Here is a 12,913-nt window from a genome sequence, read left to right as displayed (position 1 = left end):
TGTCCTCTATCACCGCCATCTACCTATTTTCTTTCCGGACACACACCAAAAAACCGGTATTCCTACGAGCAGGAATGACCGGCTTTTGACAACTCTGATGCCCTTATGATTTCGTCCACAGTTCTCTGCGAGACGTTGTTACAGAAGTTGCACCCGCTTGAATGGCGCGATCTACATCTTCCATCGTACGAATAAATCCTCCCGCGATGACCGGAATCTTGGTTCGTACAGTGATTTCTTCGATCAGGTGGGGAATGATTCCTGGCAAAACCTCGACGTAATCCGGTTTGGTTCTCTCCAGCTGGGTAAGGCTGCTATCTAATGCCATCGTATCAATGAGAAAAAGTCGTTGGATGGAAATGAGCCCTTTTTTCTTGGCGGCAAGAATGGCACTGTTCCGTGTGGTGATGATTCCTTCGGGCTGTGCTTCTTGCGCAAGAAACTCCATCGCATATTCATCAGACTTCAAGCCGTCAATGAGATCGGCATGGATCAGCAGTTTTTTCCCGAACGCTCTGGCCCGTTTTCCCAGGGGCTTTACTTGCGCTACATGGGCATTCAGCAAAATAATGCGCTCGTAGCTGCTTTCCATGAGTTCATCAAATTCTTTTAATGTCCGAGCTGCAGGAAGTATGACTTGATTGATCTGGTTTGCCAATCACGAATCACCCCTATTGAAATGTTTTCGCAAGATGATATTCCTCTTCAAACGCTTTTATTTCATGTTCTTTCCTCTCATCTGACCATTGCAGCTCATGGGCGAGCTCTTCTCCCACCATTCGATACACAGGCTCCAATGTATCTCTCTCGAAGAATAGTCTTCCACTGCGACGAATCAGAAAATCACTCATGGTCATGACCATTTCTTCCTCTACAGCGTAGCGTAGTTCTGCTTTCAGCAGTGCTTCGATTGGAGACACATTTTGAGCATTTTGTGTCAAAAGCTCCAGGCACATCGTTACGATTTGCTCACTGTTGCTGCCATATTTCCCAACCAGAACGCGGATTTGTTCCTCGGTGATTCCCCATTGGCGAAGCCGTTCTGCCTGTGCTTTCACAAATACAGGAATCTTGGCTGCGGAATCAAATTTCCCGCCAGCGAGGACGATTTTGTCTGTCTGACAAGCTCCAAATGCCCTGCCCTCTTCTTCGTTCAACTGCTTGACCACCACATCGACAATGCGCTCGGCCATCTTGCGGAAGCCCGTCAATTTTCCACCTGCGATCGTAATCAGCCCGCTTTTGGAGTAAAAAATCTCGTCCTTGCGTGACAATTCGGATGGGGACTTGCCATCTTCATGGATCAGCGGTCTGAGTCCTGCCCAGCTGGAGCTGACATCCTGTTCCGTCAGCTTCACAGAAGGGAACATCTCGTTCGCGGCATTCAATACATACTCCATGTCTTCTCTCGTCACCGTTGGACGCTCCAGCACACCTTTGTAGTTCGTGTCAGTGGTACCGATATACGTACTGTTATTGCGCGGAATGGCAAACAGCATGCGCCCATCGGATACATCGAAATAAACGGCCTGCTTCAACGGCAGTCTGTTATATGGCACGACCAGATGGACACCTTTTGTCAGGTGGAGGCGTTTGCCGTACAGGGAGTGGTCTTTTTCTCGAAGCTGATCCACCCATGGACCTGCTGCGTTGACGATTTTTTTGGCATGAAGGGAGTACTCCGTGCCCGTAAGCAAATCCTTCGCGCGAATACCGATGACCTTACTGTTTTCATAAATAAAGCCAGTGGCTTCGGTATAGTTCACGCAGAGCGCTCCATGCGAGCTTGCTGTTTTCATGACCTCAATCGTAAGCCTAGCATCATCTGTCCGATATTCAAAATAGAGCCCGCCGCCCTTGAGAATATCGCGGCGCAAAAGCGGTTCTGCCTCCACGGTTTTCTGCTTGTTCAGCATGATGCGTCGTTCTTTTCGTTCGACTCCAGCCAACACATCGTAAACATACAACCCAACGGAGGTTGCCAGCTTGCCATAGGTACCATTTTTCACGATTGGCAAAATCATTTTTTCAGGGATGACGATATGTGGCGCATTGCGATACAAAATAGCTCGCTCCCTGCCTACTTCCCGCACCAGCTGCACATCGCCCTGCTTCAAATAGCGCAATCCTCCATGAACGAGCTTGGTAGAGCGACTGCTGGTTCCCGCAGCGAAGTCCTGTTTTTCCACGAGTCCAACGCTTAGACCTCTCGCGGCTGCGTCGAGGGCAATACCTGCTCCCGTCACCCCACCGCCAATTACCAAAAGATCGAGTTGTTGGTTTGCCATTTTATCCAGACAAGCCTGGCGTTGACTTGATGACAATGCATGTTGATCCTTCATCATTCTTCTCATCCTTTCTAAAAGAAAAAGACAGCCAATATCCAAAAGAAGCAATGCAATGTCATTGCTCTTCTGATACTGGCTGTCTCCGTAGTCTCCACAGCATGATTAACTTATCTCTAACTTTAGACCTCTTTTACGCAAAAATCAATGCCTAATCTTGTAACCCATCGTTGCCGTAACCGCTTGCTTCCAGCCTGCGTACAGCTCCTGGCGCACTTCCTCCGCCATATCCGGTGAGAAGGAGCGCTCCACCACTTTGTTATTTACAATATCTTCCTTGCTTCCCCAATATCCGACGGCAAGCCCTGCCAGGTAAGCTGCTCCCAGCGCGGTCGTTTCATTGACACGCGGACGCTCTACCTCTGTATTCAGGATGTCGGACTGGAACTGCATCAAAAAGTTGTTCGCCACGGCTCCACCGTCTACCGCCAGCTTTTGCAGCCGGATGCCGGAATCAGCCTCCATCGCTTCAAGCACATCCCGCGTCTGATAAGCCAGAGACTCCAGCGCTGCCCGAATCAAATGATCTTCCGTCGTTCCACGGGTCAAACCGAAAATCGCGCCTCTAGCTTCCATATCCCAATAGGGAGCTCCCAAGCCAACAAAGGCTGGAACCATATAGACACCATCTGTGCTGTCAACAGCGAGTGCGTGCTTTTCCGAATCCGATGATTTGTCGATCAGCTTGAGGCCGTCACGCAACCATTGAATCGCCGCACCAGCCACAAAAATACTGCCTTCCAGGGCGTACTCTACCTTGCCATCCACTCCCCAGGCAATGGTCGTCAACAACCCGTTTTTGGATGCAACTGCCTTTTCTCCGGTATTCATCAGCATGAAGCAACCTGTTCCGTATGTGTTTTTGGCCTGCCCTTCCGCAAAGCATGCCTGCCCAAACAAAGCGGCCTGCTGGTCTCCGGCAATCCCGGCAATCGGAATCTGGAATTCGATGAGCTTCTCGTCTGTGTAGCCGTACAATTCGCTGGAAGGACGGACAGCTGGCAGCATGGCTTTCGGGACTTGCAGCATGTTCAACAGCTCGTCGTCCCACTCCAGAGAATGAATATTAAACATCAACGTGCGCGAAGCATTGGAATAGTCGGTCACATGGACAAGGCCATTGGTCAGCTTCCAAATCAGCCACGTATCGATGGTGCCAAACAAGAGGTCGCCTTTCTCGGCTCTTTCCCTTGCTCCCTCCACATAATCGAGCAGCCATTTCACCTTTGTACCGGAAAAGTAGGCGTCAATCAACAGTCCTGTCTTTTCCCGAACCGTTTGCTCATGGCCTTGCTCTTTCAACTGGTTGCAAATATCGATGGACTGTCTGCTTTGCCATACAATGGCATTGTGGATGGGCTTACCCGTGTGCTTATCCCATACCACGGTTGTTTCCCGCTGATTGGTAATCCCGATTCCAGCGATTTCTTCCGGTTTCACATGATTCTCCAGTAAAACCGCTTTCAAAACCTCCAGCTGCGATTCCCAGATTTCCTCGGCATTGTGCTCTACCCAACCCGGCTTCGGATAGATTTGCGTGAATTCCTTCTGGGCAACACCGATAATGGCACCTGATTTATCGAATAAAATAGCGCGAGAGCTCGTGGTTCCCTGATCGAGGGAAAGCATATATTTATTGTCCATGACAACTTCCTCCTTCACTCATATGGAATCGCCTTCATTTTTACCTTTATGTCTAGGAACGTGCACTTTCGGATGCGAGTCGCTCCTTGCTGCCAATTGATTTTTTGGTTGTCATTCCGACCACGATGGCAATCACCATGAAAGCCGCTAATGCTATTACACCTGTCAGCGAATGATCTGTAAACGTCCATTTGTAAAAAAATGCTCCACTTACTGCTCCCATGATAGGTCCAACAACAGGAATCCATGCATAGCGCCAGTTGGACTTTCCTTTGCCGTGGATAGGCAAGAGAGCATGAGCGAGACGAGGTCCCAGGTCCCGGGCCGGATTGATCGCATAGCCGGTAGTCCCGCCCAGAGATAAACCAATTGCGACAATCAGGAAGCCAACGATAAATGGATTCAGTCCTTCTGCAAATTTATTCGCTCCGATCGCCAGTAGACCGAGCACTAAGAAAAACGTACCTAAAATTTCGCTGAAGAGATTTGCGACTGTATTCGGAATCGCGGGACCCGTTGCAAATACTCCTAATTTGGCTCCGGCATCATCCGTCTCACGCCAATGCGGGTAATAAAAGATCCAGACGAACGTCGCCCCCATAAATGCCCCAATCAGTTGAGCCGCCACGTAGCCCGGCACATGCTCCCACGGGAATTGACCGATGCTGGCCAGTGCAATCGTAAGTGCCGGATTCAAATGCGCTCCGCTAATGCTTCCTACTGCATACGCTCCGCACGCAACTGCCAGCCCCCAGCCCAGCGTAATCACAATCCAACCGCCGTTTTGGGAATACACCTTTTTCAAGTTCTGCCCGGCGCAAACACCTGCCCCCAAGATAATCAAGATCATCGTTCCGATCAGTTCTCCTACATAAATAGACATGCCCCACCCTCCCCCTTATTGGAAAAACGCATTTGGAAAAAACGCAAACCGATTCCCGTAAAGCGCTTACATTCCGCCAACTCCTTTGTGGTTTGTCTAGAGAGAAAATAAAAAAGCTAATACTCGCAAACCAAGAGCGAATGCCCTCATTTTGCAAATATTAGCTGATCTCCCAATCTCCACAGCACTATTAACTTAAGACCTACTATATAGCTACTGCACAAAATTTGTCAAGAATCCCTTTCCTTCACTTTTGCCAGTTCTCGCATCAAGCCCGGCAAAAAGAATAACGGGTAAATCAGCAGGTACAGGTTCGGAATCCACCAGGACCAATCGTAATCTGCCTTGAACGCCCAAAATGCAATTGCCTGCAAACCCGAACAGGACGTCAAAACGAGCGACAGCATGGCGAGCGGCTTCCAGATATGCCGTCCTCTGCGATAGGCGTACAGACTGGCAAAGCCCGTGATGGAAATGAAGATATCCAATGGAAAAAAGGACAGGTTCCAGGCGAGCAAATTGGGGTCGTAGTAATCCTGATACAGGTATTCCACAGGGAGAAGCTCCAAAAATGTAATGAACCAGTATACGACAAAAGCCACATCGGTGACCCAGAAGAACACTAGCATTGCTTTCACATTTTTCTCACTCATTTCGCCTCAGCTACTCCTGTATCTTTCGAAGATTGCGCGTGAGAAGTGTCCCCCAGATTCAACAGTACACAGCCCACGATGATCAGTCCGACAGCAATCAGTTTTTTGACAGTGAAGGCATCCTTGAAGACCACCACACCAATGACCGCGATGATCGCCGTGCCGAGACCCGACCAGATGGCATAGGCAGTCCCAACCTCCATTTCCTTGAGCGCCAGGCTCAGCGACGAGAAGCACAAAATATAAAAGATAAACATCATCACACTGGGAACAGGCTTGCTCAGCCCGTCAGATAGCTTCATCGATGTTGTTCCAGCCACCTCTAGTAAAATGGCCATTAATAGATAGACCCAACTCATTATGTTCCTCCTACTTACTTGTTTGAAGACGAAGTATCTACGATGCCGCCTAGTAAAATATCGATGACCGCATCCAGCGCATCGCCAATCGTCAGATGGTGCTGGTTCGCCAACTGCTGATCAATCAGCTGGTTGAGCGTTCCGGTATACATCTGGATCAAGATTGGAAGCTGGATACGACGAAACACGCCCTCCTCTACCCCTTGCTCCAAAATGATTCGGACATGCTCCCACTCCTGTTGATTGAACTCGTCGATCAGCTTCCATTGCTCGGGATAGTAGCGCTTCAGCTCGTACCACACACGAAGGTCGGTTCGTGAGAAGTTGTTCGGAACGAGTGCCAGGAGCTGTCGCATCTTCTCTACCAAATCGAGATCAGGATCATGCAAAATCTGATCTTCCGCTTTACGCAAGTCCTCGATGTTTTCTTCAATGACTTTGGTGATCAAGGCCTCTTTCGATGGAAAGCTCGCATACAACGTCTTGGTGCTAACGCCTGCGCGCCGAGCTAAATCGGACATGGTGAAACGGACGCCCTTGGTCTCAATCTCATGATAGGCGCATTGTAGGATTCGCTCCTGCATGTTCTTGCCCCCTCTCGAAAACAAGGAAAATATTTTGTTTTTCATATTTTCCAAAACGTACTCTTAGCATAACGGCCTGCACATTTATTGTCAACAATCGCCAAACCACGCTTGGCTCAGTGCCTTGATACCGGGGTCGATTTTTTCCAATGAAATGCCCGCGAAGCCGAGGAAAAACTCTTTTGGCACAGGATTAGGCGGCACCAGCCATGTAAACGATGCAGACGAAGCTCTCACGCCTGCCTGAATCGCCAGCTTTCTCAACTCTTCTTCGCTTCGTTCGCTGTTTACCCGCAGCAGAACGTGAAAACCCGCATCGGCTCCGATGACTGTCGCTCTTTCGCCAAAATGCTTGTGCACAGCCAGCAGCAGCGCATCATGCTTTTTGCGGTACAGCTTGCGCATTTTGCGGACATGCTTTTCGAAATATCCTTTTTCCATAAAGGCTTCCATCGTTCGCTGATGCAGTCGGGATGAGGATGGTTCCAGCAGTGTCTCGCGCAGAAGGTTGTAGTACGTATCCAGCAAAGATTCTGGCAAGACCATGTACCAAATGCCTAGTGCAGGCGCCAATACCTGCGCAAAGCTCCCCATATAAATGACATTCGCATGCGGGAGCAAGCCTTGCATAGACGGAATCGGTCTGCCATGGTAACGAAACTCTCCGTCGTAATCGTCTTCGATGATGTACCCTCCCACACATTTGGCCCATTCGAGCAATTCCAGTCGCTTGAATATGGGCATGATCATCCCGCGCGGGTATTGATGAGCCGAAGAAACGGCAGCCAACCCAACCTCTGACTCATAAAGCTCTCTGACGCTAATTCCATCCTCTGTCAGTGAGATCGGCACCACGTCGTAGCCGTGCTGGCGAAACGTATTGGCAAACAGCAAATACCCCGGATTTTCTACGCCGATGCGTTGGAACTGCGGTTTTACCATCAAACAGATCAGGGACAGCAAGCCAAACTGGTCCGCCCCAATCACCACTTGATTCGGTGAACAAGCGACACCCCTGTACCTGCGCAAGTAGTCAGCGATTTGGCTCCTGAGTCCAGCCTCCCCTTGCGGATCTCCATAAAAAAGATTCTCCTGCTGCTCGATGTGAAGCGTCTCATTGTACAAGCGACGCCAAATCATGGTTGGAAATAACGAAAAATCATTGCGGGAGAGATGAAAGTCATAGACGTATTCCCGCTCGTCACGCAGCATGGGACGCTGGATGGTTTTTGCGCTCGTACCAGCACCCGGCTTCACCTCTGGATCAGGCAATTTCTCCACATAGTACCCACTGCGCGGTTTGCTTTGGATAAAACCTTCTGCCAGCAGCTGTTGGTATGCCATCTCCACGGGTGTTGTGCTTAAGCCCAGCAAGTCAGCCAGCTTGCGAACGGATGGCAGCTTGCTACTCACCGCCAAGCGTCCTGTGACGATTTCCTTTTTCAAATAAGCATAAAGCTGTACGTATTGCGGCTCGTTGTCGTTTTCCTGCCAGTTTGGGGTCAAGAGCATCTCGATTTTCCCCTCCATCTGTCCTTTTCATTTTTACAAAACTGCATATTTCCAAGTATACACTTGCTCGTTATCCTAAGAAAAAGAAGTTTTGAACGAACAGGAGGACAACGACTATGTCTATGACACAGCAAAATACAAGTGCAGCGGTTCGCTTTTTGGAAGGAGAACGTGTCTTTTTGCGACCGATCGGCACAGAAGATACCGAATTATACTTCCGCTCCTTGTTCAACAAGGAAACGCGCATGCTGACTGGTACACAAAAGCATTTCACGCGGGAGCAAATCCACCAGTACATCGCGAACAAAGGCCAGGACTCTTCCAGTGTCCTCTTATTGATCTGCCTTTGTGAAAATGATCAGGTGATTGGCGACGTCCAGATCGGGGATATCGATCGGAATAATCGCAACGCCTTTATCCGAATTTCGATTGACCAAAATGCCCATCAAGGCAAAGGCTACGGAAGCGAAGCACTCCTGCTGATGCTCGATTATGGTTTTGGCATCCTCAATCTGCATCGCATCGAGCTAAACGTATTCGCATTTAATGAACGTGCCATCCACACGTATGAAAAGCTCGGCTTCCAGCGTGAAGGCGTACAGCGACAAGCGCTTTATTACAACCATGCCTATCACGATTCCATTCTCATGTCCATGCTGGCAGATGAGTATCGCGCAAAATATGTAAAGTAACAAAGAGAAAATGCACCCGGGGATTCTCAAACCCAGGTGCGTTTTTTTAATCTAAGTAAACGACTTCATAAAGGAGTATAATAGGGGAAATGGTAGGAAAATCCACTCCCGAACAAAAGATCAACGCAAGAAAGAGAGAGTGACATGAAGAGAAAACTCCTATTCACTATCAGCTTGTTCATCATCCTGAGTGTATTGACAGGGTTCCACCCCGCATCAGCCAACACCTTGCAGCAGTCATTGCAAGCAAACCTTGTCCCTGTTTCAAAAATGGAACTTCCTGCCAAAACTATCATCGGGTTTGGAGAAGCTACGCATGGCAACAAGCAATTCACTACGCTGAAGTTAGATATTTTTAAGCATCTGGTAGAAAAACAAGGTTATCGCGTATTTGCCATTGAAGGCGATTTTGGCGGTGGACAAAAGGTCAATGAATACATTTTAGGCGGAAGCGGAACTGCGCAGGATGCCGCAAAAGCCATCGGATTTACGATTTACCATACAGAAGAAATGACCGCGCTTCTCTCTTGGATGCGCGCCTTTAATGAGCAGCGAGCTGCAAAAGATCAAATTCATTTCTACGGCTTTGACATGCAACGCTATGACCATAACAAAACCGGGCTATTCTCCTATTTGAAAAAGGTTGATCCGACACTCGCAACCAAGTATGAGCAGCTGCTTACGAATCTGAATGATAAAACGGTGTATGATCAAAAGGTCGCCCTCGTACAGGAAGCACTCTCCCACATAAAAAGCTTGATGGAGCAGATGAAACAAAACCAATCCGTTTACATCGCGAAAAGCTCTGAGAAAGAATATGAGTTGGCTACTGCCTTCGCAGAAGCGATCAAGCAAAACGCTACACTGCGCGGAACAAACGCGAACTATAGCAACACCCGTGATTACTATATGGCGGACAAAGTAATGTGGATTTTATCCTTTGAAAAGAAACATTACGGTCGCAACAACATGTTCATCGCCGGACATAATGGACACATTGAAAAGACCTCCACTTCCGCAGGAATGACAACCTGCATGGGGGCACATCTCGCAAAAGCCTTGTGGGACCAATATTACGCAATCGGAAGTGAATTCTACGAAAGCACCTTCCTTGCGAAGGACGCCACTACCAATGAGCGCAAAGCGTTTACGGTAAAAAATAGTGGCAATAACCGGCTAGCTGTCCTATTTGCACAAACAGAGATGGCGGATGGATTCCTTGATTTTGCCAAGGCAAAGCATCATCAGGATTTTTACACCTATCTAAATAAAGCGCAGTCAATCAGTGCAATCGGTGATGTTTTTAGTGGATGGTATGGAAAAATGGAGAAGCTGTATACGTTGCAGATGGTTCCAGCAAAAGCTTTTGATGCGATCCTCTTCATACGAACTGCTACTCCTTCGGTTATGATTAAGGATTAACGGGTAAGGTCATTTGCCTGGCATAGAGAAAACGGCAGCCGATTAAACAGGCTGCCATTTTTTGTGAGTATGGAGTATCATTCCTGACTAAGTTCTACGATCTGATCCTTCACATTTCCGTTACTGAATCCCCCGTGGTAACAAACCACAGCTGCAATGTCGAGGTCTACATACTTTTTTAAAGAGAGACGAGCTGCTTTCATATCCGGTGTGGTCGGGGCATGAATGCCCCCGAGAATCCCGTTTACACTGTACATCGAATCCCCTGCAATGAGAGTCTTGCTTTGCGTTAAATACAGGCTGATATGACCGGGAGTATGCCCAGGAGTATGGATGACGCGAATCCCGCCGCAAAATGGCAGTTCCTGACCGTCACGCAAGGTATGGTCCACTCTGCCTTTCGGGGGATTCTCAAGGTGCGCGTCTTTTAAAAGCGGTATCTCCCCCTGAATATACGGTTTATCCAGTTCGTGTGCATAAACGTGAACATGATCCCCGCACTCCTGCAAAATCTCAGGAAGACTGCCGATATGATCCATATCCTGATGCGTCAAAATCACAGCTTTTAGCTTGTCGAACGATACTCCTACCTTTTCCATGGCCATGCGTAAATCTTCCATTTGTCCTGGGAATCCGGTGTCAATTAAAAGAGCCGTTTCCAGGTCCCACAAAAGAACGGGGTGAATGATACTCCCATGAAAATCTAGTTGAAGCATTTCTACTCCGTTTGAAATTTCCATCAATCAGACCTCCGTAAAATCCGTTTTTTACGTAAGGTTATATTATTATGTTAGATTCGTTATTGTCAACATTTGTAAAAATTTTCTTTATAGTCCCTCGAGATAACAATCCAGAAGAAACGAACTTCGGTCGGATTTCTATATTTCAGTGGATACGGGGAACATGTTTGTTTCCGAACCTATCATAAAAAAAGCCATTCCTTTAAGGAATGGCTTCTTCATTCATTCAAAACTGGATCTGCATGATCAGTTGCTAAGTGTGTGGATAAGTCCTCGACCGATTAGTATTCGTCAGCTCCACACGTTACCGCGCTTCCACACCGAACCTATCAACCTCATCGTCTATGAGGGGTCTTACCAGCTTGCGCTGTGGGAAGTCTCATCTTGGAGGGGGCTTCACGCTTAGATGCTTTCAGCGCTTATCCCGTCCGCACATAGCTACCCAGCTGTGCCACTGGCGTGACAACTGGTGCACCAGCGGTGCGTCCATCCCGGTCCTCTCGTACTAAGGACAGCTCTCCTCAAACTTCCTACGCCCGCGACAGATAGGGACCGAACTGTCTCACGACGTTCTGAACCCAGCTCGCGTACCGCTTTAATGGGCGAACAGCCCAACCCTTGGGACCTACTTCAGCCCCAGGATGCGATGAGCCGACATCGAGGTGCCAAACCTCCCCGTCGATGTGGACTCTTGGGGGAGATAAGCCTGTTATCCCCAGGGTAGCTTTTATCCGTTGAGCGATGGCCCTTCCATGCGGAACCACCGGATCACTAAGCCCGACTTTCGTCCCTGCTCGACTTGTAGGTCTCGCAGTCAAGCTCCCTTCTGCCTTTACACTCTACGAATGATTTCCGACCATTCTGAGGGAACCTTTGGGCGCCTCCGTTACCTTTTAGGAGGCGACCGCCCCAGTCAAACTGCCCACCTGGCATGGTCCTCTCGCCCGATAAGGGCGACGAGTTAGAAACTCCGTACATCAAGGGTGGTATCCCACCGACAGCTCCACAGAGGCTGGCGCCCCTGCTTCTCAGCTTCCCACCTATCCTGTACATGATGCACAAAGTTCCAATACCAGGCTACAGTAAAGCTCCATGGGGTCTTTCCGTCTTGTCGCGGGTAACCTGCATCTTCACAGGTATTATGATTTCACCGGGTCTCTTGCCGAGACAGCGCCCAAGTCGTTACGCCTTTCGTGCGGGTCGGAACTTACCCGACAAGGAATTTCGCTACCTTAGGACCGTTATAGTTACGGCCGCCGTTTACTGGGGCTTCGGTTCAAAGCTTCGCTTGCGCTAACTCATCCCCTTAACCTTCCAGCACCGGGCAGGCGTCAGCCCCTATACTTCGCCTTGCGGCTTCGCAGAGACCTGTGTTTTTGCTAAACAGTCGCTTGGGCCTTTTCACTGCGGCCCCCTCGGGCTATTAACCCTACCGAGGCGCCCCTTCTCCCGAAGTTACGGGGCCATTTTGCCGAGTTCCTTAGCAAGAGTTATCCCGCGCACCTTAGGATTCTCTCCTCGCCTACCTGTGTCGGTTTGCGGTACGGGCACCTTGTTCCTCGCTAGACGCTTTTCTTGGCAGTGTGAAATCAGGGACTTCGGTACTTAAATTTCCCTCGCCATCACAGCTCATGCTTAACGGTGTGCGGATTTGCCTACACACCACACTCACTGCTTGGACGGCCATCCAGTAGGCCGCTCACCCTATCCTCCTGCGTCACGCCATTGCTCAAGCGGAACAGAGGTGGTACAGGAATATCAACCTGTTGTCCATCGCCTACGCCTTTCGGCCTCAGCTTAGGTCCCGACTAACCCTGGGAGGACGAGCCTTCCCCAGGAAACCTTAGGCTTTCGGTGGACAAGATTCTCACTTGTCTTTTCGCTACTTACACCGGCATTCTCACTTCCAAGCGCTCCACCGCTCTTTCCAGTACGGCTTCACTGCTGCTTGGAACGCTCCCCTACCCAAGTGGAAACCGTAAGGTTTCTCACCTGCCATAGCTTCGGTGATACGTTTAGCCCCGTTACATTTTCCGCGCAGAGTCACTCGACCAGTGAGCTATTACGCACTCTTTAAAT

Annotated in this window: 11 protein-coding genes and 1 rRNA gene (1 of these 12 only partly in view); 2 read left to right on the top strand and 10 right to left on the bottom strand. The window is 49.2% G+C overall.

Translation table 11 applies throughout. From position 1 onward, the window contains the following. Positions 1-103: 103 nt before the first annotated feature. From EL268_RS03895 to pdxR, 8 genes are all read right to left on the bottom strand, one after another. Positions 104-658 (bottom strand): glycerol-3-phosphate responsive antiterminator, encoded by a 555-nt coding sequence (locus EL268_RS03895; RefSeq protein ID WP_106656134.1) that lies wholly within the window; start codon positions 656-658, stop codon positions 104-106. 13 nt (positions 659-671) lie between these two features. Then, complete coding sequence (locus EL268_RS03890) at positions 672-2,342, bottom strand: glycerol-3-phosphate dehydrogenase/oxidase (protein ID WP_106656296.1); 1,671 nt, start codon at positions 2,340-2,342, stop codon at positions 672-674. A gap of 147 nt (positions 2,343-2,489) precedes the next feature. Further along, a complete protein-coding gene (glpK, locus tag EL268_RS03885; RefSeq protein ID WP_106656133.1) occupies positions 2,490-3,989 on the bottom strand; it encodes a glycerol kinase GlpK in 1,500 nt (499 codons plus the stop codon). 52 nt (positions 3,990-4,041) lie between these two features. Then, entirely contained in the window at positions 4,042-4,872 is an 831-nt protein-coding gene (locus EL268_RS03880) for an MIP/aquaporin family protein (protein WP_106656132.1), read from the bottom strand. Positions 4,873-5,102: 230 nt separating this feature from the next. After that, positions 5,103-5,525: a YvaD family protein gene (locus tag EL268_RS03875; protein WP_106656131.1), complete on the bottom strand. Its 423-nt coding sequence runs from the start codon at positions 5,523-5,525 to the stop codon at positions 5,103-5,105. Then, positions 5,522-5,884, bottom strand: coding sequence for a DMT family transporter (locus tag EL268_RS03870; protein WP_106656130.1), 363 nt, complete (start codon positions 5,882-5,884; stop codon positions 5,522-5,524). The genes EL268_RS03875 and EL268_RS03870 overlap by 4 nt, the downstream gene beginning before the upstream one ends. Positions 5,885-5,898: 14 nt before the next feature. Then, entirely contained in the window at positions 5,899-6,468 is a 570-nt protein-coding gene (locus EL268_RS03865; protein ID WP_106656129.1) for a TetR/AcrR family transcriptional regulator, read from the bottom strand. 90 nt (positions 6,469-6,558) lie between these two features. Continuing rightward, entirely contained in the window at positions 6,559-7,980 is a 1,422-nt protein-coding gene (pdxR, locus tag EL268_RS03860) for a MocR-like pyridoxine biosynthesis transcription factor PdxR (protein WP_106656128.1), read from the bottom strand. A 116-nt stretch (positions 7,981-8,096) separates the two neighbouring features. Here pdxR and EL268_RS03855 point away from each other — a divergent pair, with 116 nt between their 5' ends. Both EL268_RS03855 and EL268_RS03850 read left to right on the top strand, forming a co-directional pair. Continuing rightward, positions 8,097-8,672 carry a GNAT family N-acetyltransferase gene (locus EL268_RS03855; protein WP_106656127.1) on the top strand — a complete coding sequence of 192 codons (576 nt, stop codon included), beginning with the start codon at positions 8,097-8,099 and terminating at the stop codon, positions 8,670-8,672. Between the two features lie 144 nt (positions 8,673-8,816). Next, a complete protein-coding gene (locus tag EL268_RS03850; RefSeq protein ID WP_106656126.1) occupies positions 8,817-10,094 on the top strand; it encodes an erythromycin esterase family protein in 1,278 nt (425 codons plus the stop codon). A 77-nt stretch (positions 10,095-10,171) separates the two neighbouring features. On the opposite strand, the gene EL268_RS03845 is transcribed toward EL268_RS03850, so the two are convergent. Further along, on the bottom strand, positions 10,172-10,834 hold the full coding sequence (locus EL268_RS03845) for an MBL fold metallo-hydrolase (protein ID WP_106656125.1): 663 nt from the start codon (positions 10,832-10,834) through the stop codon (positions 10,172-10,174). 261 nt (positions 10,835-11,095) lie between these two features. After that, positions 11,096-12,913 (bottom strand): 23S ribosomal RNA (locus tag EL268_RS03840); it runs 1,124 nt beyond the window's last position.

This window comes from Brevibacillus brevis (assembly GCF_900637055.1).
Classification (GTDB): Bacteria; Bacillota; Bacilli; order Brevibacillales; family Brevibacillaceae; genus Brevibacillus; species Brevibacillus brevis.
The sequence above is the reverse complement of the archived record's forward strand: the minus strand, read 5'-3'. Positions and strand labels throughout refer to the sequence as shown.

What these genes read in the sequence shown, in the direction of transcription:
- EL268_RS03870 (WP_106656130.1), bottom strand. Translation starts at nt 5,884, where the DNA reads ATGAGTTGGGTCTATCTATTAATGGCCATTTTACTAGAGGTGGCTGGA.
- EL268_RS03850 (WP_106656126.1), top strand. Translation starts at nt 8,817, where the DNA reads ATGAAGAGAAAACTCCTATTCACTATCAGCTTGTTCATCATCCTGAGT.
- glpK (WP_106656133.1), bottom strand. Translation starts at nt 3,989, where the DNA reads ATGGACAATAAATATATGCTTTCCCTCGATCAGGGAACCACGAGCTCT.
- EL268_RS03880 (WP_106656132.1), bottom strand. Translation starts at nt 4,872, where the DNA reads ATGTCTATTTATGTAGGAGAACTGATCGGAACGATGATCTTGATTATC.
- EL268_RS03845 (WP_106656125.1), bottom strand. Translation starts at nt 10,834, where the DNA reads ATGGAAATTTCAAACGGAGTAGAAATGCTTCAACTAGATTTTCATGGG.
- EL268_RS03875 (WP_106656131.1), bottom strand. Translation starts at nt 5,525, where the DNA reads ATGAGTGAGAAAAATGTGAAAGCAATGCTAGTGTTCTTCTGGGTCACC.
- EL268_RS03865 (WP_106656129.1), bottom strand. Translation starts at nt 6,468, where the DNA reads ATGCAGGAGCGAATCCTACAATGCGCCTATCATGAGATTGAGACCAAG.
- pdxR (WP_106656128.1), bottom strand. Translation starts at nt 7,980, where the DNA reads ATGCTCTTGACCCCAAACTGGCAGGAAAACGACAACGAGCCGCAATAC.
- EL268_RS03890 (WP_106656296.1), bottom strand. Translation starts at nt 2,342, where the DNA reads ATGAAGGATCAACATGCATTGTCATCAAGTCAACGCCAGGCTTGTCTG.
- EL268_RS03855 (WP_106656127.1), top strand. Translation starts at nt 8,097, where the DNA reads ATGTCTATGACACAGCAAAATACAAGTGCAGCGGTTCGCTTTTTGGAA.